Source organism: Pseudoalteromonas sp. MB41, from assembly GCF_020966275.1.
Lineage (GTDB): Bacteria > Pseudomonadota > Gammaproteobacteria > Enterobacterales > Alteromonadaceae > Pseudoalteromonas > Pseudoalteromonas lipolytica.
This window is the reverse complement of sequence record NZ_JAJJZF010000002.1, coordinates 271170-292752: the sequence shown is the minus strand read 5'-3', so window position 1 is coordinate 292752 and position 21583 is coordinate 271170. Positions and strand designations below refer to the sequence as shown.

General features: G+C 40.9%; 20 protein-coding genes. 13 read left to right on the top strand and 7 right to left on the bottom strand.

From position 1 onward, the window contains the following. Positions 1–88: 88 nt before the first annotated feature. The 5 genes from LPA49_RS04935 (at position 89) to LPA49_RS04915 (ending at position 4396) form a co-directional block, all read left to right on the top strand. Complete coding sequence (locus tag LPA49_RS04935; RefSeq protein WP_036969237.1) at positions 89–565, top strand: GreA/GreB family elongation factor; 477 nt, start codon at positions 89–91, stop codon at positions 563–565. A 251-nt stretch (positions 566–816) separates the two neighbouring features. Beyond that, on the top strand, positions 817–2211 hold the full coding sequence (locus LPA49_RS04930; RefSeq protein WP_036968785.1) for a RimK family protein: 1395 nt from the start codon (positions 817–819) through the stop codon (positions 2209–2211). Next, positions 2212–3315 (top strand): GNAT family N-acetyltransferase/peptidase C39 family protein, encoded by a 1104-nt coding sequence (locus LPA49_RS04925; protein ID WP_036968782.1) that lies wholly within the window; start codon positions 2212–2214, stop codon positions 3313–3315. It begins immediately after the preceding gene. A gap of 27 nt (positions 3316–3342) precedes the next feature. Further along, entirely contained in the window at positions 3343–3837 is a 495-nt protein-coding gene (locus LPA49_RS04920; RefSeq protein WP_036968779.1) for an MgtC/SapB family protein, read from the top strand. 109 nt (positions 3838–3946) lie between these two features. Further along, positions 3947–4396 carry a GNAT family N-acetyltransferase gene (locus tag LPA49_RS04915; RefSeq protein WP_118844218.1) on the top strand — a complete coding sequence of 150 codons (450 nt, stop codon included), beginning with the start codon at positions 3947–3949 and terminating at the stop codon, positions 4394–4396. 296 nt (positions 4397–4692) lie between these two features. Here LPA49_RS04915 and LPA49_RS04910 read toward each other — a convergent pair whose 3' ends face one another. Then, on the bottom strand, positions 4693–5703 hold the full coding sequence (locus LPA49_RS04910) for a GlxA family transcriptional regulator (protein ID WP_036968773.1): 1011 nt from the start codon (positions 5701–5703) through the stop codon (positions 4693–4695). A 125-nt stretch (positions 5704–5828) separates the two neighbouring features. Between LPA49_RS04910 and LPA49_RS04905 the strand changes: the two genes are divergently transcribed. Beyond that, complete coding sequence (locus LPA49_RS04905; RefSeq protein ID WP_036968770.1) at positions 5829–7727, top strand: beta-ketoacyl synthase; 1899 nt, start codon at positions 5829–5831, stop codon at positions 7725–7727. A 302-nt stretch (positions 7728–8029) separates the two neighbouring features. Next, a complete protein-coding gene (locus tag LPA49_RS04900) occupies positions 8030–9523 on the top strand; it encodes a BCCT family transporter (RefSeq protein WP_083202818.1) in 1494 nt (497 codons plus the stop codon). A 174-nt stretch (positions 9524–9697) separates the two neighbouring features. On the opposite strand, the gene LPA49_RS04895 is transcribed toward LPA49_RS04900, so the two are convergent. The 3 genes from LPA49_RS04895 to LPA49_RS04885 form a co-directional block, all read right to left on the bottom strand. Then, positions 9698–10249, bottom strand: coding sequence for a sigma-70 family RNA polymerase sigma factor (locus LPA49_RS04895; RefSeq protein WP_075593630.1), 552 nt, complete (start codon positions 10247–10249; stop codon positions 9698–9700). Positions 10250–10908: 659 nt separating this feature from the next. Then, positions 10909–11745, bottom strand: coding sequence for an S-formylglutathione hydrolase (gene fghA, locus LPA49_RS04890; protein ID WP_074988271.1), 837 nt, complete (start codon positions 11743–11745; stop codon positions 10909–10911). Positions 11746–11798: 53 nt separating this feature from the next. Next, on the bottom strand, positions 11799–12920 hold the full coding sequence (locus tag LPA49_RS04885; RefSeq protein ID WP_036968764.1) for an S-(hydroxymethyl)glutathione dehydrogenase/class III alcohol dehydrogenase: 1122 nt from the start codon (positions 12918–12920) through the stop codon (positions 11799–11801). 108 nt (positions 12921–13028) lie between these two features. Here LPA49_RS04885 and LPA49_RS04880 point away from each other — a divergent pair, with 108 nt between their 5' ends. The 6 genes from LPA49_RS04880 to LPA49_RS04855 all read left to right on the top strand — a co-directional run bounded on the left by LPA49_RS04880 (position 13029) and on the right by LPA49_RS04855 (position 18240). Beyond that, positions 13029–13910: a LysR family transcriptional regulator gene (locus LPA49_RS04880; protein WP_036968761.1), complete on the top strand. Its 882-nt coding sequence runs from the start codon at positions 13029–13031 to the stop codon at positions 13908–13910. Positions 13911–13999: 89 nt separating this feature from the next. Next, a complete protein-coding gene (locus LPA49_RS04875; RefSeq protein ID WP_036968758.1) occupies positions 14000–15217 on the top strand; it encodes a lipoprotein-releasing ABC transporter permease subunit in 1218 nt (405 codons plus the stop codon). After that, positions 15210–15908 carry a lipoprotein-releasing ABC transporter ATP-binding protein LolD gene (gene lolD / locus LPA49_RS04870; protein ID WP_036968755.1) on the top strand — a complete coding sequence of 233 codons (699 nt, stop codon included), beginning with the start codon at positions 15210–15212 and terminating at the stop codon, positions 15906–15908. Before LPA49_RS04875 ends, lolD begins: the two co-directional genes overlap by 8 nt. Further along, the gene (locus LPA49_RS04865) at positions 15898–17142 is read left to right on the top strand and encodes a lipoprotein-releasing ABC transporter permease subunit (protein WP_230235852.1); all 1245 of its coding nucleotides are present in this window, start codon (positions 15898–15900) and stop codon (positions 17140–17142) included. The genes lolD and LPA49_RS04865 overlap by 11 nt, the downstream gene beginning before the upstream one ends. Before the next feature lie 17 nt (positions 17143–17159). Then, the gene (locus LPA49_RS04860) at positions 17160–17690 is read left to right on the top strand and encodes a DUF924 family protein (protein ID WP_230235850.1); all 531 of its coding nucleotides are present in this window, start codon (positions 17160–17162) and stop codon (positions 17688–17690) included. Between the two features lie 103 nt (positions 17691–17793). Further along, positions 17794–18240 (top strand): DUF4826 family protein, encoded by a 447-nt coding sequence (locus tag LPA49_RS04855; protein WP_036968747.1) that lies wholly within the window; start codon positions 17794–17796, stop codon positions 18238–18240. A 68-nt stretch (positions 18241–18308) separates the two neighbouring features. Here the strand turns inward: LPA49_RS04855 and LPA49_RS04850 are convergent, their stop codons facing one another. From LPA49_RS04850 to purB, 3 genes are all read right to left on the bottom strand, one after another. Beyond that, positions 18309–18767: a GNAT family N-acetyltransferase gene (locus tag LPA49_RS04850; RefSeq protein WP_036968745.1), complete on the bottom strand. Its 459-nt coding sequence runs from the start codon at positions 18765–18767 to the stop codon at positions 18309–18311. A 12-nt stretch (positions 18768–18779) separates the two neighbouring features. Then, positions 18780–19925, bottom strand: a complete 1146-nt coding sequence (locus tag LPA49_RS04845; RefSeq protein ID WP_196857713.1) for a cupin domain-containing protein — start codon at positions 19923–19925, stop codon at positions 18780–18782. Positions 19926–20195: 270 nt separating this feature from the next. Further along, a complete protein-coding gene (purB, locus tag LPA49_RS04840; protein ID WP_036968740.1) occupies positions 20196–21566 on the bottom strand; it encodes an adenylosuccinate lyase in 1371 nt (456 codons plus the stop codon). Positions 21567–21583: the final 17 nt, after the last annotated feature.

Genomic DNA, 21583 nt, shown 5'->3' with positions numbered 1-21583 from the left:
ATTGCTAACATATTCAAACCATATCAGTTCAGTTACAAAAATCGTAAAACAGGGTAGAATGCGCATTTTACGTTTTAGCTGCTTTGATATGAATAAAACACACGTTATAGAACACCTTCGTTTCGCCTTAGAATCGCAATTACACCGTGCTAAAGAAGCGGCAAAAGCGGCTCATGATGCTGCCACCCATGAAGAAAGTGTGGCCGAAACTCAATACGACACCCTAGGATTAGAGGCGGCCTATTTAGCTCAAGGTCAAGCTGAACGAGTGAATGAATGTTACCGTGATATTCAAGCGTTTAATACGGTATTCAAAGAAACAGAATTTCCGAAAGTTCGCGAAGGGGCATTGGTCTCTCTTATTGATGATCAAGACCAGCAAAAATGGTTCTTTATTGGTCCAAGTTCTGGTGGCTTATCAGTGACAGTTAAAGAGCACACGATTTATGTTGTGACTCGCGAAGCACCTTTAGGTAAAAAATTGCTTGGTAAAAAAGTGGATGACGAAGTCGAACTTGTCATAGGCGACAAAAAGCAGTTTTATACCATTGATAAGTTAATTTAAACACACTGATTTTTAATTAGTAAATTTCATCTTTAAGTGAAAAATATCTCGTTGGTAACTCCTCGCAAAACACTCTATAAATCACATCAAGCTTAGCGCTTATACCCACACGCTTAATCAATCTAAATGATTTTGCATTATTGCGGGTTGGTATCATAAGCACCCATCTAGTTGAGTGAATTTTAGCCTCATGCATTCACTTAATTGGTTGGGTGTTTTTTCATTATTAAAGACTTATTATAGGAAAAGTCGTGTTTAAAACCTTGATTGTGGTTGATAACAACGAGCAGCGTATTGCTCAAAACTTTGAAAATGTGATCACTTTTGATACTTACCTACGTGATTACCCAAAACATAACGAACCCAAAACACGTATTTTAAATCTGTGCGATACAGGACAGTATTTAAGTAAGGGTTACTATTGTTCTTTACTTGCAGAAGCAAGACAGCACCAAGTATTACCCAGCGTAAAAACCATTAATGCATTACGTTCAGATGAGCACAGCTCTCGCCACATGCAATTACAAGGTCGCACCGTATTTTTTGGGCAAACACATTGCGAAGACGATATTAAAGCAACTAAAGCATTGTTTTCACAATACCCTGCGCCAATACTGGTGTGTGACGAGCAAGGTGTAGTGAAACAAGGTGCTATTGCGGCGCTTGATGACGACGCGTTTGCCGAATTTGTAAAACAGTTAAGCAGCTTCACAGAATCTGTCTGGCGTATTCACGATAAAAAACGCCGTTACCGCTGGGATATGGCGATTTTGGTTGATCACCAAGAAAAAGTACCACCCAGTGATAAAGACGCCATTGCAAAATTTATTAAAGCGGCAGCTAAGCATGGCATTTATGCACAAGCACTGACTTTTGATGAAATTACCAGTATTGCGCAATACGACGCACTATTTATTCGTCAAACAACGGCGATTGACCACCCAACTTATCGATTAGCAAGTAAAGCACAAAGCTTAGGGCTTGTGGTAATTGATGACGCAGAGTCAATTTTACGCTGCTGTAATAAAGTGTACTTACACGATGCCTTTAATTATCAAAAAGTGCCAAGCTTAAAAACACATGTGGTAGCTGATACATCAACAGACACCATTGAAAACTTAGAAACAAACTTTACGTACCCATTAGTACTAAAGATGCCAGAGGGGTCATTCTCTAAAGGGGTGTTTAAAGTTCAGAACCGTGAAGAGCTGATTGCAAAACTCACGGAGCTTTTTGAGTTCAGTGCGCTAGTGCTAGCACAAGAGTATATGTACACAGAGTATGACTGGCGTGTAGGGGTGTTAAATGGTCGCGCGATTTATGCATGTCGTTATTTAATGGCGCGTAATCATTGGCAAATTTACAACCATGATGCAAAACGCTTTTTTTCAGGTGGATTTGAAACTCTCCCGACTTTTGAGTTACCGAAAGTGGTATTAGATGCGGCATTAAAAGCCTGTAAAACAGTGGGTAAAGGTTTGTATGGCGTTGATGTAAAAGAACATCAAGGGCGCGCGTACGTACTTGAAGTAAACGATAACCCGAGCATTGATCACAAAGTAGAAGATGCCTACCTTGGCGATGAGCTTTATATGATCATTATGGACGAATTTAAGCAACGCCTTGAAGCACGAGGCCGAGGTTAAATGAAGACACCACATTGCCAAATCCGGTTTGCGGAAGTATCGGATTTGGCGGCACTTGTTGCCATTGAAGAGCAAAGCTTTAGTCAAGATAGATTAAGCAGTCGCAGCTTAAAACGCTGGCTTTCAGCAAGCCATGGTTTGTTAATGGTTGCTGAAGTTAACAGTGAATTGGTCGGTTATGGCCTTGTGTGGTGTCATAAAGGCACGCGGTTAGCGCGGTTGTACTCATTGGCCGTCCTTGCGAGCCAACAAGGTAAAGGGGTGGCTTCGCAGCTGCTAATTGCTCTTGAAAACGAGACTGTAAAACGGGGTCGTAGTTTTATGCGACTAGAGGTTGCAGTCAATAATCAGGCCGCAATTCGTTTATACGAAAAGCATGGTTATCATGTATTTGGTCATTACAGTGATTATTATGATGATCACAGTGATGCGCTACGAATGCAAAAAACGATTCGTCGTAATACCGCTTTTAATGCTGATAAACACACACCGTGGTATCAACAAACCACTGAATTTACCTGTGGTCCCGCGGCATTACTAATGGCTATGTCGTCGCTTAATAATACGCCAATGAGCCAATTAAAAGAACTTGATATTTGGCGTGAGGCAACCACCATTTTTATGACCTCGGGTCACGGTGGCTGCCATCCGCTGGGTTTAGCACTTGCAGCGATGAAACGTGGATTTAAGGCTGATGTTGTTTTAAATACCCGTGAATCATTGTTTATCGATGGTGTAAGAAGTGAAAAGAAAAAAGCAATTTTACACACAGTGCATAACCAATTTGTTGCTGAAGCTATCGTTGCGAAAATGCCTGTACGCTATCAAGAACTAACCCTTAACGATATTGAAACATGGCTAGCGGCGGGTAAAGCGGTAGTTTTACTCATTAGTACATATCGCTTTGATGGTAAAAAATCACCACATTGGGTGTGCGTAACGCATGTGGATGAGCATTGCTTATATGTTCATGACCCATTTTGTGAAGACAAAAAGCAACTCGCCATTGATTGCCAACATGTGCCAATAGCAAAAGCCGATTTTAGTAAAATGGCCAGCTTTGGATCATTGCGGTTAAGCACCGCGATGGCGTTTTCTTTATAATTATTAATTCAAATATTTGGAAGTACAGTGACACTGAATAGTCTATTTGATATTGCCCCTTACTCTTGGTCTGCAATTGGTAGTGCTGCATTTTGTGGTGCGATCATTGGTATGGAGCGCCAATTGCGCGGAAAGCCAGTGGGTATTCGCACCTCGGCGCTTATTGTTCTAGGGACCTATTTATTCTTAGCCACCGCATTTATGTTACATGGTGATGTAATTGACCACTCTCGTGTAGTTGGGCAAATAATCACAGGTATTGGCTTTTTAGGTGCCGGTGTCATGCTGGCAAAAGATGGCGCAGTGGTGGGTGTTACTTCAGCTGCAACCATTTGGGTATTAGCGTCTATCGGTGTCGTAATTGCCACTGATAACCTTATGGCCGCTATCAAGCTTTCGGTATTGGTTGTGGTTATTTTATACGGTGTTGATGTACTGGAAGCGAAGTTTAAAAGTTTAGGCCGGGGTGTTCACGCACAAGTAAAACGCTATTCAAAATTGTATTATCGGAAAGAAAAATAGTTTTAGAAATTAGAAATCAAACATTAGATATTTGATCTGACCCCGATAAAGTAGGATCCTTTTTGGAGTCAGATCAATTTGAATTTAGATTTTGAGTAGGAAAAATGTAATGACAACTTGTTACTCAATAAAATCAGCTAATTTACAAGATTTATTACTTGTAGATAGCCAAATTCCTGAGTTTGATGGCAGAAATACGCTAAGTAAATTACACGCAAAGTTGGCTGGTCGTGAGCATCTTGTTTTAGTCGCGTATATTGATAATGAGCCTGTCGCGTATAAGCTCGGTTATGGGTTAGATAATAATACCTTTTATAGTTGGCTTGGTGCCGTGTTGCCAAAGTGCCGAGGGATGGGAATTGCTCAAGCTTTATTAGCAGCACAAGAAATGTGGGTGAAAGAGCATAATTACGATGCAATTAATGTGAAATCAATGAATCGTTTTCCTGCGATGCTAAGTCTGTTGATAAAAAATGGCTATACCATAGCGGGTTATGAAGACAGGGGTAACCCGCACAAGAGCAAAATTATATTCAGCAAAGAGCTTGCTTCCAATTAAGTTAGTTTGTCTCAATAATTAAAAATGCGTCGCCTACACTACCTATTCCCATTTTCATTAATATTAAATCCTTTCGAGTGATTAAACTGGTCGTTACCTACGTTAAAAATGTCTGATTTACGACTGCGTGGATGCAGGTGGTAGAGCAATGCAGGAGCAATTGCCGAGAATAACTAAATAACTAAATTTTTGCCTTGTTATCAAACGAAGTTTTATTCGCTCAAAAATTATTCACTTAATTAAGCAAAATGGTATGAGTTGGCTTTTGAAGCGTTGTTTTATGGTATCGAATAGCGTTAACCAAATAGCTTACGTCTTACCACTGTTCTATATTCACTGGGTGTTTGCGACAGTACTTTCTTAAATACACGGGTTAAATGTCCTTGGTCATTATAGCCAACTTCAAGTGCCACCTCTTGGATTGATAAATTAGAAGAGGCGAGTAATTCTTTCGCGCTTTGTACACGTAACTGCTGCCAATATTCAATCGGAGTTTGGCTGGTGGCTTGGCGAAAACGTCGGGTAAACGTTCGATAGCTTAAACTAAATTGGGCTGCAATTTCCTGTAAGGTGAGCTCAGATGTTAGATTGTTTTTAAGCCAAAACTGGATCTGTGCAATTAATTCGTCTGGGTGTTTATCAACAGCACCTTCTAAATAACGCTGATCTTCGTAAGGTTTTCGAATTTCATGGGAGAAGTTACGCTCTACATGTTGTGCGGCTTCTCGGCCATAATACTGGCTAATTATATGCACAATGACATCGGCTAAGGCATTCAAACTGGCAACGGTATACATACGCTCAGACTGGGTAATAAAGAAGTCAGGCTTTAACTGTACATTAGGGTAATCTCGTTTAAATTGTTCAGCATAATGCCAATGCGTTGTGGCTGGGTGACCGTTTAATAAACCTGCTTCTGCTACTAAGCAATTACCTGTGCCTACGCCCACTATATGGCTCCCTTGCAGCCACGAATCAGCGAGCCAATTAACAAGGCGAGGATGTTTACTCACCACAGGTCGAGGGTTACGCCAAATACCTGGAACAATAATTAAATCGCTATATGGCGCTGTGTCGGGGTCGCTGTCGGGCATAATGGCAAGCCCCGTTCTGTTTGCAATCGGTTTTACTGTGCTGGCAACTAAATTGATATTAAGCGGGGTAAATTCATCGTACCGGTGATGACTTTTCGCAAAAGCTTCACCCGCCCTAAGCATTTCTATAGGTAGAGTAAGACTTGTAATGAGTAGGTGAGGGTACACTAAAATACTAATTTCGATAGCGTTTGCATGTTTACCGTGTGTCACTTTTATTGCTCCGACCAGTTGTTTTTGGCCTATTATGCATGTTATTTGGCTATTAAAGCACAAGGCTACCTAGTTAATCCATTTAAACTTAAGTAATTCTCGTAACACGTTTCTCAAGGTTATTTATGACAGCATTACCCGTTATTGTTGGTATGGGTGGTATTAATGCCGCTGGCCGCACTTCTTTTCATCAAGGTTATCGTCGTATCGTGTTAGACAGCTTAGATGCAACAGCCCGTCAGGAGACATTTTTAGGCTTAGCGACGTTAATGAATTTAGTAACACTGACCGACGGCGTTTTAAAAGATGCTGAAGGCAACGTTATTAACGAAGCTGATATTGAAGCACAATTCGGCGAACAAGTATTAGCAGGTACGCTAATCCGTAAAATTGAAAAAAATCACTTTGACGTTGATGCAACTCCGTGGCAACAAAAAATGACGCTGACAGCGTCTGACGAGCAGCAAATTGTGTTTGAAACTCGTCGTCGTGATTTACCAACGCCAGTACCTGCAAGTTGGCAGGTTGAAGATCTCAGCGATAAAAAAGTAAAAGTAACCATTAGTGCCGACCTTGCTATTAAGCACGACAGCACCCGTGACAACCCGATTAAAGCCGCGGGTCAATTACCTACAGGTTTTGATCCAGCGACCATGTATAACAGTCGTTACCAACCACGAGGCCTACAAGCGACCATTTTTGCGGCAACCGATGCCATTCGCTCTACAGGGCTTGCATGGCAGCATGTTATGAATAGTGTTGAGCCTGATCAAATTGGTACATATTCGGCTTCGGTAGCAGGGCAAGTGGATGACGAAGGGTTTGGTGGCTTAATTCGTGCGAGACAACAGGGTGACCGCGTAAGCACCAAACAATTAGCACTTGGCTTAAATACCATGTCGACTGATTTCATTAATGCGTATGTGACCGGTAATGTTGGAACAACGTTCACCACATCGGGCGCATGTGCCACCTTTTTATACAACCTACGCGCTGCTGTTAACGATATTCAAGCTGGTCGCACCCGCGTTGCGATTGTTGCATCTGTTGAATGCGCCATTACGCCTGAAATTGTCGAAGGCTTTGGTAATATGAGCGCACTTGCTAACGAAGAAGGCCTAAAACGTCTTGATAATACCGATGTGGTAGATCATCGACGTACCAGTCGTCCATTTGGTGAAAACTGTGGTTTTACTATTGGTGAAGGCGCACAGGTGGCAATTTTAATGGATGATGCGCTTGCACTCGAACTCGGTGCTGATATTCAAGGCTCTGTTGCCGATGTATTTGTAAATGCCGACGGTATTAAAAAGTCAATTACAGCACCGGGCCCAGGTAACTATATAACAATGGCTAAATCGGTCGCGCTTGCCAGCAGTATTGTTGGTCAAGAAGCCGTACAAAAGCGCAGCTTTATTTTAGCGCATGGTTCTAGCACACCTCAAAATCGTGTAACAGAGTCTCTTATTTATCATAAAGTAGCTGAAACATTTGCGATTGATAGCTGGAAAGTGGCCGCGCCAAAAGCGTATGTTGGCCACACAATTGCACCGGCAAGTGGTGATCAACTTGCCATGGCGTTAGGCGTGTTTAGTCATAATATTATGCCGGGTATTACCACTATTGATAAAGTGGCCGATGATGTTTATAGCCAGCATTTAGATATTCGCACAGCGCACTATCAATGTGATGCAATGGATATCGCTTTTATAAACTCAAAAGGGTTTGGTGGTAATAATGCAACCGCCACAGTGCTGTCGCCAAACGTGACAATGCAAATGCTTACAAAGCGTCATGGCGATGCAAAAATGGCTCAGTACCAAGACCGCAATACCCATGTTGCACAAGCACAAAATGAATATAAGCAACAAGCCGACTTAGGCCATTATGAGCTTATTTATCGTTTTGGTGATGGTTTAATTGATGAAAACGACATTGTTATTAATGAAGAATCGATGACTATCCCAGGTTTTGACAAAGCGATAGCGTTCAACAAATCGAATCCTTATAAGGATATGTATTAAGATCAAGACATGTTTAAGCACATTCTTGACAGCAAGGCGCTTTTAAAGCGCCTTTTTTCGTTTCCCCCAAAAAATACACCTTATTTTTAGCTCCTAAATCGTGTAAGAAAATTTAGTTTAAAAGAGCGTATTTAACTCTATAACTCTACTTATAAATACATTTTTAAGGGACATGTAGCCGCGTTGTAGTGATTCAGTATTGGTATAATTTACGCGTTAAAGGTAATAATTCACACTTTTGCCTGTTTGTATCAACGCCGTGCTGACAGTATTCTTAATGCGCTCACTCTATAGGCTTAATCTTGAAACACTCTACCTATTCACTTGAAAAAACGGCACTGGCTATTTGCTTGACTATTGCACTGATCGCTGTTGTTTTACCTAATTTAATGACAGACCAAGTTCAGCCGATGATTTCTAAAGCATTGGCACACATAGGCAGCGGTTTCTTTTTGCTAATCAACTTTTTATTATTTGCAGTAATAATACTTGCGTTTAGTCCATTGGGAACTCGTAAAATAGGGGGTGAGAATGCACGCATTGAATATTCAAACTTTGGTTGGTTTGCCATGCTTTTTGCTGCGGGAATGGGTTCTGGATTGGTTTTTTGGGGAGTCGCTGAGCCTGCGCTGCATTCATTGAACCCACCTTTAAAGCAAAGTTTATACCCCGATAGATTAGCAAGTAGTCTTGCATTAACGCTGGTTAATTGGGGCGCACATGCGTGGGCATTATATGCTGTGTTTGCCATCGTGTTAGGTGGTTTAACTCAATACAGCGGTAAATCCGGTGACATGTGTGCGCCTGTAATGAGTGCAATTGGCAATAAGGTAGATAAACAGGGGCAACTTACTCTCTGTTTTGTGGTTAAGTTGATTGCCGTATTTGCCATTTTTTTTGGTGTGGTTGGTACCATTGCTAATTCTACATTACTGATCAGCAAAGGAGTTGAGCTTGAGTTAAACATAACTTCGCCAGCTTTAATTGGCTCTCTAATAGTGGGGGTGCTCTTCATTATCTATACCGTATCGGCAAAGTTTGGTATTAGGCGCGGTGTGCAATCGTTAAGTATATTTAATGTAATTTTGGCGTTTACTCTATTAATTTGGCTTTTGTGTGTCGTGCCTATAGCGCCAATTATACAGATAGCCTTAGATGGTACAGGTTATTACATACAACTGCTTGTAACGGGTACTTGGCAGTTTGATAGCCAGTTAAATAACTCAGATTGGGCGAATCGATGGACTTATAATTACTACTTTTGGTGGTTAGCATGGGGGCCATTCGTGGGTGTTTTTTTAGCGAAAATTAGCCAAGGACGAGCTGTTTGGCAGTTTGTTTTAGCTGTTGTCTGCATTCCCTCGGTTGTAACAATTATTTGGTTTTCTGCATTTTCTGGTGCAGCAATTGAATGGGATAAACTGAATCAATCGGGTATTTTATTGGCTATAAAAGATGATTATAGCCAAGGGCTGTTTGTGTTTTTTCATCAATTAGGTTGGCAAGGTACGGTATTTATTTGGGCTAGTTTGCTGCTGTTACTTGTGTTTGTTGCGACATCAGCAGACTCTGCCATTTTAGTCATTAAGCAGCTAGTGGGGCGTGAAAACTCGCAGGGGATTACTTTATATGCTTGGTGCTTAGCTTTGTTTTTATGTAGTTATGTATTGTTGCTTCAACACGATGAGCTACTAAATAGAAGTGTAGCGATTCTTGGGGCACTGCCTTTTTTGATAATTTTTATTTTACAACTTGTTGGGTTTTTAAAAGAATTTGTTCGTGACTTATGTAAGTAAGCTATTCAACATTTTTTACAGTCGTCATTGATTGTTAGTTATTTGTAAGAGGTGGTTAAAGAAGAGTCGCAGTGAGTGTGCCGCAAAATTTTGTCACGGTGAAAGCGTGTGAGGAAATCTCGTCTTGCTGGCTGACTCTTTAAAGTAAATAGTGAGTGCCGGCTTTCTAATAGGCTAGCTATCTGCGCTGCAACCGCATTGATTCTTACACTCTGCATCCATGCCCTGTGCCGCGAAGGTAAAGTTACAGCACGCTTGTAATTTAGTTTTTAGTTGTTCGCGACCGCGTTTGATGCGTGATTTAACCGCTGGCAGGCTCAATTTATATTTGTCGGCAATTTGTTGTTGTTTGAGTTGCTGCAACTCGCTGTCGATAAGTATGTTGCTAACATGGGCGGGTAAATCTTGAATTAACGTGTTAATACAGCGGTTGAGTTGCTGCTCACTGTAAGCAGCTGCCCAGTCTACCTCAGGCGCATGCAGTTGCTCTAGTTTGTCGCTACTACTATTGGGACGTTTACTGCGGTAGTAATCAATTATGGCGTGACGGCAGATTTGATAAAGCCAGGGCTGTAGCTTGTCGGCGGCACTAAGGCTGTCGATATTGTTAAGCACTTTAATAAAGACATCTTGCAGTATGTCTTCAGCCATCGCTTGGTCGTTCACTTTGCTGGCGATAAATCCCAGCAGTTGCTGGTGGAATTGCTTCCAGATATTTTCAATCATAATTAGGCTTCGTCCATACTAAGGCATCAGCACCTAAGTGCTGTTGCCTTGATATTTATGACAGCTTAACAGCAGCTGTTTTTTGTATTTGGGTTACAGCTCTTACAATGGCAGGGCTGTAAGGTTTGGCACTCATTGTTAGCACAGTTGCAGTTACAATTACAGCTACTGTCACAGTCATTGTTACAGTTACTTTCATTGTTACAGACACAGGCCTCGTCGCAGTTACTGCTAGTATCGGGGTTACTGGTGTTGTTAGTTGTACTCATTACCTTGCTTCCTTATTTTGTGATTAAACATTCACTTCACTACTAGAGACGCAAGCGAGAGAAAAAGGATGCACGTATTTATCGCAAGAGCGCTCACATTAGAGTTTGCTTGCGCTTTAAATTAGGTGATTTCGTGAGGGGATGAGGTGAAAATAGCTTTATTTACAATGGTTTGTTGTTGAATAAGTCTTAAAAATATAACTGCCATGTTGCAATTAAATCGACTTATAATTTTTGAGGATATACTTTAATAGTTGTGGGTGAGTATTTTCAGCTACTTTGATTCTCAGGTAAGTAAGTTAGTGACAAAAGCAAGGCTCCAACCGTTAGCGCCTATCTGTTTGCTTTGTTGAAAGCGTGTGAGGAAGTTATGTCCTCACACTAAGTACACTACAGGTGACGGTGATGAAACTCTAAATGTTCATCAATAAAGCTACTAATAAAATAGTAACTGTGATCATAGCCAGCATGCATATTTATTTCAGCGGGGTAATCTTTTTCATTGACGACCAAAAACAAGTTTTCTGTTTTTAGTTGTTCAACTAAAAAGTTGTCAGCTTCGCCTTGATCAATACGCAGCGGTAAATAATCTTCTGGGCTTGCTTGTTTCATGAGCTCGCAGCTATCGTAATTGCGCCACGCCGCTTTGTCAGTCCCTAAGTAATGACTAAATGCTTTTTCACCCCATGGACAATTTATAGGGTTGACGATAGGGCTAAATGCGCTTGCGCTAACAAACTGTTTTGGATTTTTAAGCGCAATCATTAGGGCGCCGTGCCCTCCCATTGAGTGACCTGCAATCGCTTTTTTATCAGTAACAGGGAAGTGCGCTTCAATTAACGCTGGCAACTCAGTCACAACATAATCATACATATTGTAATGTACATTGTAGGGGGCTTGTGTTGCGTTAACATAAAAGCCAGCACCTTGACCAAAATCGTAGCTTTCGTCGTCAGGTACGGTGTCACCACGTGGGCTTGTATCAGGTGCGACAATAGCAATACCCAGTTCTGCGGCTTTTTTAAAGGCACCGGCTTTTTGCATAAAGTTTTCATCAGTACAAGTAAGGCCTGACAACCAATACATCACAGGTACTTTATTGGTTTCACTTGCACCCGGTGGTAAAAATATAGCAAAACGCATTGTGCAGTGTGTACTGCTCGCTTGATGCGTGTATTGCTTATGCCAACCACCGCTGACTTTTGTTGAGCTTATATTTTCGAGCATATCAGCATCCTTGAAAATGAAAGCGCCTTTTAAATCAAGGCGCTTATTAATGATTAGTAATGAATAACAGAGCGGATACTCTTACCTTCGTGCATTAAGTCAAAGGCTTCATTAATATCTTCAAGTTTCATGGTGTGTGTGATGAAGTCATTAAGTGCAAACTCACCCTTCATATATCGTTCTACGATTTCAGGTAACTCAGAACGGCCTTTTACTCCACCAAATGCGCTACCACGCCATACGCGGCCTGTTACAAGTTGGAATGGGCGTGTTGAAATTTCTTGGCCTGCGCCTGCAACACCAATAATAACTGATTCACCCCAGCCTTTATGACAACACTCAAGTGCAGAGCGCATTACGTTTACGTTACCAATACACTCAAATGAGAAATCGACACCGCCGTCAGTCATTTCAACAATCACTTCTTGAATTGGTTTATCGAAATCATTTGGATTGATCAAATCTGTGGCGCCAAGCTTAGTAGCCAGTTCAAATTTGCTGGTATTAATATCAATACCGATAATACGACTAGCGCCTGCCATTTTTGCACCGATAATGGCAGATAAACCAATGCCGCCAAGACCAAATATAGCAACCGTGTCACCTTGTTGTACTTTAGCAGTTTTAGTAACTGCACCCATACCTGTTGTTACGCCACAGCCAAGTAGGCAAATTTCTTCAAGCGGGGCTTCTTTACTTACTTTTGCGAGTGAAATTTCAGGAAGTACAGTGTATTCAGAAAACGTTGAGCAACCCATATAATGATAAATCGGTTGACCGTCTTTATAAAAACGAGTGGTGCCATCTGGCATTAAACCTTTACCTTGTGTTTCACGAACAGCTGAACACAGGTTTGTTTTACCCGATTTACACATTTTACACTCGCCACATTCAGCGGTGTAAAGAGGAATGACGTGGTCGCCGACTTCAACGTGAGTTACACCTTCACCTACAGCCTCTACAATACCGCCGCCTTCATGGCCGAGAATAGCAGGGAAAATACCTTCAGGATCTTCACCAGATAAAGTGAATGCGTCTGTGTGACAAACACCGGTTGCTACAATTTTTACAAGCACTTCGCCTTTTTTAGGCATCATCACATCGACTTCTTCAATCGATAGAGGTTGGTTTGGTCCCCAAGCAATTGCTGCTTTTGATTTAATAAAATCAGTCATAACGTTCCCTTATTTGTAGGTAGTAGATAATTAACATAGACTATTTTATTTATTTCTCAATGGATGATAATCTTCGATTTATTAAAACACTTTTACAGTATGGTAATAATGAATCGTTGGCATGGAATTGATGAGTTTTTAGCCGTCGCTGAAACAGGCAGCTTTACTAAAGCAAGTCGATTATTAGGGATGTCAGTGGCGCATGTCAGTCGCTATGTGAGCCAATTAGAAGAGCGTTTAAATACGCAATTGCTTACTCGGACAACACGCAAGGTGGTACTTACCCAAGAAGGTGAAGTGTTTGCTCATCAAACTAAACAATTGCAAAATGCGATGGACGACGCCACGGCACTTTTGGCTGAGCAGCAACTGACACCAAAAGGGACAATTAAATTAACTGCACCAGTGATGTATGGCGAAAGCTACATTATGCCTGCTGTCCATACATTTATGCAGAAACATCCTGATATTGAAGTTATTAGTCACTTGAGCAATGAACAAGTCAATTTATTAGATGAGGGATTTGATCTGGCGATTCGGTTAGGGCATTTAAAGGATTCATCATTAAAGGCCAGACGAATAAGTCAGCGACGTTTAGTGATTTGTTGTAGCCCAGACTATATCAATAACTATGGTCAGCCTCATAGTGTGAGTGAACTTCATCAGCACCACTGTTTAATTGGAAATAACAGTTACTGGCGTGTAAAAGATCAACTTCAAGATAAACATATTAAAGTGGCGGGTCGGTTACAGTGTAATAGTGGCTGGGCTTTGGTTGATGCTGCTATTAAAGGTTTAGGCATTGTGCAGCTACCAGATTATTACGTGGATAAATATTTGCAGTCAGGTCAATTAGTCGCGGTGCTTTCCAATGTTGCCCCCGCACCTGAAGGCGTTTGGGGGGTATATCCGCCAAGGCAATTTATTGCAACGAACGTAAAAGCATTATTAGACCACTTAATAGAGACTGTTCAAGTATCAGATTTATAATTATTTTTTACAAATTCGATAATCCCATCATGGCTAAATATATGCTAACATGAGCGCATATTTAGCCCTTATAAAACCTATAATTACTTATGTTTCAACCTGTTAGCCTTTTTATAGGGCTGAGATATAGCCGCTCCTCAAAGGGCAACGCCTTTATCTCTTTTATTTCGTTTTTTTCTATTGCGGGCATTGCTATCGGTTTAATGGCTCTATTTACCGTAAGCTCTGTGATGAATGGTTTTGAAAATAACCTCAAGACTAATATGTTAGGCTTGATCCCGCATATTGAAGTGGACGCTAAGTCACAGTCTAAAGAAGCCATGTCGCGTATTAAGTCACAGCTGTCGGAGTCTCCTGCTGTAAAACAAGTCAATTTGTATCGTCATGGAGAGGCTATTTTACAAACTAATCAAGACCTTCATGGTGTGCTCTTACAAGGCTTATATGATGATGGGAGCTCGTTATATAACATTAAAGAAAAAATAGTGGCAGGTAATTGGTCACTAGTCATGGATGAAAATTATCACATAGCAATAAGCCGTTATTTAAGTCGTAAACTGGGTATTTCGTTGGGTGACAAAGTACGGGTTATCATGCCAAATGCAAGCACCTATACTCCGCTTGGTCGAGTACCTAGCCAGCGTTTATTTACGGTTGCAGCGCTGTACGAAACACAATCTGAAATCGATATGTCACTTGCATTTACTAGCGGCTATTCATTGCAGCGTGTTTTAAAGCTCTCACAATCAGTTGCCCCGAATTTGAGTGTTTCTTTGCATGAACCATTTGCCGTTGAGCAGGTGCTTAAAAGTCATGCGTCTATATTTAAAGACGTTGAACACACAGACTGGCGCGATAGCCAAGGCACCTTATTCGCAGCAGTGGCCATGGAAAAGCGCATCATGTCTATGTTACTAGGATTAATAGTATTAGTTGCGGTGTTTAATATCGTTTCGGCTTTGACCATGATGGTGAGTGAAAAGCAAAGTGAAGTCGCTATTTTGCAAACCTTAGGGCTAACACCAGCACAAGTACAAAATGTATTTATGATTCAAGGTCTGTATAACGGTTTAATTGGCACCAGCATTGGTGCATTACTGGGTGTGTTGTTTAGTCAGTACATTAATGAATTATTGAATATGTTTGGCATCAATTTACTCGCAGGCATGCGTTTACCTGTTAAATTTGATGTAGTCAGTTTAAGCCTAATTGCCGCCGGTAGTATTGCAATGAGCTTTTTAGCAACGTTGTATCCTGCCCGTAAAGCTGCAAAAGTGAACCCAGCAGAGGTATTACGTTATGAGTGAGTTAGTAATCAAGTGTCAGCAGCTTAATAAAGTGTATCAAGATGGCGAAAACCAAGTTGCAGTATTAAAAGGGGTTAACTTGAGCTTAGAGCAAGGTGAAATGCTCGCTGTTGTTGGCAGCTCGGGTTCAGGAAAAAGCACGTTACTACATATTTTAGGTACGCTTGATGGTGCCACAGACGGTAAAGTTGAAATTAAAGGTAAACAAGTCGGTAAACTAAATCGTAAGCAACAAGCTAATTTCCGTAATGAGAATTTAGGGTTTATTTATCAATTTCATCATTTATTAATGGAGTTTACGGCAGTTGAAAACGTTGCAATGCCGTTACTCATAAAGGGATTAAGTGCCAAGGACGCGACTGAAAAAGCACGGGTTATGCTTGATAAAGTAGGGTTGTCGCATCGTAGTGAACATAAACCATCGGCTTTGTCTGGTGGTGAGCGTCAGCGTGTCGCAATTGCGCGTGCATTGGTGACAGAGCCCGCTTTAGTGCTTGCCGATGAGCCTACCGGCAACTTAGATAAGCAAAATGCGATTAAAATATACGACCTCATTAAAGAGTTAAACAGCAGCTTAAAAACCAGCTTTGTGGTGGTAACACACGATTTAGAACTTGCTGATAAGCTTGGGAAGATTGCTTATCTTGACGATGGAAAATTAGCGATTAAAGAGTCTCAGCATGTTGCTTAGTGCGTTTATTTCGAAGCGTTTTAGAGCGCACTCAGGACACAAAGATGGGCAAAACGGTTTTGTTAGCTTTATAGCTAAAGCATCGACAATTGGTATTTTATTGGGCGTGGCGGTTTTAATCGTTGCCCTTTCGGTTATTAATGGTTTTGAGCAACAGCTTGTTCATCGTTTACTGTCTGTCGTGCCTCAGGTTGAATATGTTGCGCCGAATAAACCGATTAATAATTGGCAGTCAAAAGTAAGCCTACTTAACTCGCAATCTGGTGTAGCGGGAGCGGCGCCTTTTATTAGCGTGAATGGCATGGTGCAATTTAAAAGTGATTTAAAGGCTGTTGAGGTACGTGGAGTTGCTAGCGAATTTGAAAACCAAGTATCAGCGATTAATCAATTTACTCAAGGACGACTGGTAAGCCAGCTGCAACAAGAAGATATTCTTTTAGGTCAGCAAGTTGTTAATAAATTAGGGTTGAAAATAGGGGACCCTGTTACTTTGTTAATCCCGCAAATTAACCAGCAAAGTAACACCTTGCTTGCGCCAAAACGGGTTAGTTTAAACTTGGCTGGCATAATTAACATGGGTGGACCTATTGATGAAACGGCTGCTTTTATTCGTTTAGATAAAGCACAATCAGTATTGGGTTTTAGTGAAGATCAGGTTACAGGTTTACGTTTAAAAGTGGATGATGTTTTTAATGCTCATCAAATCGCGATGCGTGTTGGCCAAGTTATCCCTGATTATGTGTATGTCTCGAGTTGGTTTAGAACGCAGGGCAGCTTGTATCAAGACATTCAAATGGTGCGCACCATTGTTTATATTGTGGTGTTTTTAATCATTGCTGTGGCAAGCTTTAATATCGTGTCATCTTTGGTGATGGAGGTACGCGAAAAACAAGCAAATATTGCCATTCTAAAAACCATGGGCGCACAAGACAGTACTATTTTAGCAACGTTTGTGATGCAGGGATTTACACAGGCGCTAATAGGGGTTGTACTTGGCACTATTATCGGTGTGATGGTCGCGTTAAATATCAGCGAATTATTTACTTGGCTGAGTAACCTTTTGGGCGACAACCCTTTACAAGGTGTTTATTTTATTGAGTTTTTACCCAGTAAATTAGTCTGGCAAGATATTGTGATCACCGTTATTGTGACCTTTGTGTTAGCGATACTGGCCACTTTATATCCTGCATGGCAAGCCACCCGTGTAGACCCAGCAAAAGTGCTAGGCAATTAAATATAGGAGACGAGTGCATGGATAAGCAATCAGTTATTGATTTTTGGTTTAATGATTTAGGGCCTTCGGCTTGGTATCAGCAGTCCGATGAATTAGATAGGTTAATTACTGATAAATACGCACCGTTACTTTTGCAGGTAATAGCAGGAGAGTGCGCTAATTGGCGAGTCGATGCGATAGGCTCTTTAGCAGAAATCATTGTTTTAGATCAGTTCTCTCGTAATATTTATCGCAATACACCGCGTGCTTTTAGCCAAGATGCCCAAGCGCTAACTCTTGCTCAGCGTGCAATCGAATTAGGCTTTGACAAGGCACTATCGACTGAGCAAGCAGCCTTTATTTATATGCCTTTTATGCACAGTGAATCAAAAGCGATTCATCAGCAGGCCTTACAATTATTTAGGGGCCTGCCTAATTATGAATTTGAACTAAAACACAAGCTGATCATTGATAGATTTGGTCGTTATCCCCACCGCAATGCCATTTTAGGGCGAGAATCAACGCAAGAAGAGCTGCAATTTTTAACGGAACCGGGCTCTTCCTTTTAACTTGGGTGAATAATATCCAAATGCACTTCGTTTACCCCTAAACACTTGCACAGCTCAATATTAAGCCTTAAAGTGTCTGAAATGTTGTAAAAGAGTAACCACCATGGAACAAAAACAAGCGAGACCATTAACACCTGAAGAACAAGCAGAAGCACAAAAGCAAAGTGTTATTTGGCAAAGAGAATGTTTCCAAAATGCACAAAAGCACTTAGCTGAAAAAGGTGTTATACCGCAAACTGTTGTTGAAAAAGAAAGCCGTTTTATTGCACCGCTAGTCGCAATTTGGAAGTTCAAAGCGCAAAATGGTAAAAGTTATTGGGTGATTACGGGTCGATTACCTACCGATCATGCTGAAGCGGGCGCGGCTGCAAATCCACGCGAAGTCTTACGTTATTTCTCAATGCAGTGGCAATTAAAAGCAGACCAGTTGATGCAATCTGGTGCAACAGATAAAACGAAAGTTGATTTTGCTAACCTACTGATTAATCGCGCTCATGGTTTGTATGAGTTATTCGAAAAAGATGAAATGTGGCAGAATGAGCCCGCGTAATCGCATTTTAATTATAAAAAAAAGCTGAATAATTTTATTCAGCTTTTTTATGAAAATGACAAAAGTCACTAATGAACCATCGTGAATGGTCGCGTATCAAACTGTTTTATAGGGCAAAGCATTCGCTGTCTAGGAATACCCGCTTCCATAAATACTAAGCCATCAGCAGCAAAACCATTTCGTTTAAATCGTTCAACTTCATTTAAAATACAATTAATACTGACGCAATCACAGCCTTGCTTTTCAGCCATATTAACTAAGTAGGTTAGCAGTGATTTATAGACCGAACGGTTGCGATGCTCTGGTAAGACGGCAATGCGCCCAATCAAGCCATCATTACACAAACGCCCAGTGGCAACTGGGCATTTTCCATCGTCTGTAACGAGCACGTGATGGGCTGTTTTATCTAAATGATCAAATTCAACGTGTTTTGGTATATGAAGCTCATATACAAATACACGTTCTCTGATCCGTTGTAAGAGTTCCTTGTCGATACTCCATTCAACTTCGTCAATATGATACCCCATAAGCACACGCTCCTAACAAAACCAAATACCCTCATTTAAAAGTGTAGTAAATGTTTTTAAAAAGTCGTGGTTATTTTTTGAACTATTTATATCGTCTGCTGTCACCCAGCTTTGGTCTGTAAGCCTTTTGATATCAGCAAGTGCACTCATTTCATGCAGGTAGTTTATACCGTTAACACTTAAAAGAACTTTATCATCAATAATTTGATAAATAGCGCGTGTACCACCTAAACGTTCAAAAACCAGCGTTTCATCAGTGAGCAGCTCACGTACTTGATCAACCGTGTAGGGCTCTTCTAAAGGTGCTAAGTCCATGTCGTGTTTTGGTTGACTTAAACTGTTACCAAGCCAGGTTTTAAACACTGTATTATCATCGATGGCTGCGATCATGAGCTGTTTAATTTGCTCGGCTTCTAGGTTGTTTAGCTCACCTTTAGAATCGCGCAGTGTCAGCTTGCTATCGCCATAGCGTGTATTGCCAAGTTCAGTATCAATTAAGTGATCGGCAAATTGTGAGAGTAAGTCTCGTTGATTAGGTGCTCTAAAACCCACTGAGTAGTTAAGAGCATTTTCAACTGCATAGCCTTCATGTGGGCAACCAGGAGGAATATACAAAATATCGCCAGGCTCTAATACACAATCAATTACAGCAGGGAATTGTTCTACTTGAAGTAGACTTTTATTTTGAGCGAATTGTTTTAAGTTTGCATCAGGTAAACCAACACGCCAATGACGTTTACCAAGACCTTGAATGATAAATACATCATATTGATCTAGATGCGGACCCACGCCACCCCCTGGTGTTGAGTAACTTATCATCAGATCATCAATTCGCCAGTTTGGAATAAAACGAAATGGTTCAAGTAATTGAGCTGCATCTGCATGCCAATGATCAACGGCTTGTACTAGCAATGTGGCATTCTTTTCTGTTAGTAAGCTAAAGTCTTCGAATGGGCCGTGGTATGCCTGCCAGTCATCAGCATGATTGGTGATGATACGTGACTCAATGCTGTCTTCCATTGCAAGTCCAGCTAACTCCTCTGGCTCAATAGGATCTTGAAAATCACTAAAACCTTGTTTAATAAGTAGCGGTTTTTTCTGCCAATACTCGCTTAGGAATTGCTGCGGAGTAAGCGAATTAATAGTTAGTTGATACATATAGGCACCTAATACCAAGCTGTTGAGTTATACCAATGTGCAAAAATACTTAATCATTTTGAGTGATTAAACCAGTCGCTACCTGCGTTAAAAATTTCTGATTTAGAACAACTAAATAACTAAATTTTTGCCTGTTATCAACGCGGTTTTATTGCCTCAAAATAGACCACTTAAGTAAGCAAGATGGTATTAATTGAGCAAGTTGGCATAATTAAAAGTAATAAAAAAGCGAAAGGAAGGCCTTTCGCTTTTTAAAGTCATATACGCAATTTATGCTAAGTTATCAATGAACTCAACAGCACGGCCAATATAGTTTGCCGGTGTCAATTTTTTCATTTCAACTTTTGCTTCTTCTGGTAAATCAAGACCATCAATGAAATCAGCCATGATTTCTTTGTTAACACGTTTACCACGTGTTAAGTCTTTAAGCTTCTCGTACGGCTTTTCGATACCGTATTTACGCATGACTGTTTGAATAGGCTCAGCAAGTAATTCCCAGTTTTGATCAAGTTCTTCTAAAAGGCGCGGTTCGTTAACTTCAAGTTTGCTAACACCTTTTAACGTTGCTTGATAAGCAATTAGGGTATAGCCCATGCCCACACCCAGATTACGTAAAACGGTTGAATCAGTTAGGTCACGTTGCCAGCGAGATACAGGCAGTTTTTGCGCAAGGTGAGCAAAGATTGCATTTGCAATACCTAAGTTACCTTCAGAATTTTCAAAATCGATTGGGTTTACTTTATGCGGCATTGTTGATGAACCAATTTCACCCGCAATCGTTTTTTGTTTAAAGTGATTAAGAGCAATGTAACCCCAAACGTCACGGTCAAAATCAAGTAGCACAGTATTGAAACGTGCAATTGCATCAAAAAGCTCTGCAATATAATCGTGTGGCTCGATTTGTGTTGTGAATGGGTTAAATGTTAAACCAAGACTCGTAACGAATTGTTCAGCATGGTTGTGCCAATCGTAATCTGGGTATGCACTTAGGTGGGCATTGTAGTTACCTACTGCACCGTTGATTTTACCTAGCATTTCAACTTGAGCAATTTGGTCACGTTGACGCTTTAAGCGCATGTAGACGTTTGCAAACTCTTTACCCATTGTTGAAGGTGTTGCAGGCTGACCGTGTGTACGAGTCATCATAGCAACAGATTTATATTCAACTGCTTTTTCTTTTAAAGCATTTAGGAGTTGATCACAGTAAGGAAGTAACACTTTGTCACGCGCTTCAGTTAACATTAAACCGTGAGATAGGTTGTTAATGTCTTCTGATGTACATGCGAAATGAATAAACTCATTCACTGCGTTAAGCTCTGCGTTGTCAGCTACTTTTTCTTTCAGTAGATATTCAACGGCTTTAACGTCGTGGTTAGTTGTGCGCTCGATTTCTTTAACGCGTGCTGCGTCAGCTTCGCTAAAGTTATCAACAATGGCATTAAGTAAAGCATTAGCCTCGTCGCTAAATGCCGGTACTTCTGTGATTGCGCTTGCTGCAGACAAGGCTTGTAACCAACGAACCTCAACAGTTACACGGTATTTGATTAAACCAAATTCGCTGAAAATGCTGCGTAGTTCCGTGGTCTTGCTGCCATAGCGACCATCTACCGGAGAGATAGCGGTTAACGCTGAAAGCTCCATAATGACTCCTAAATTGT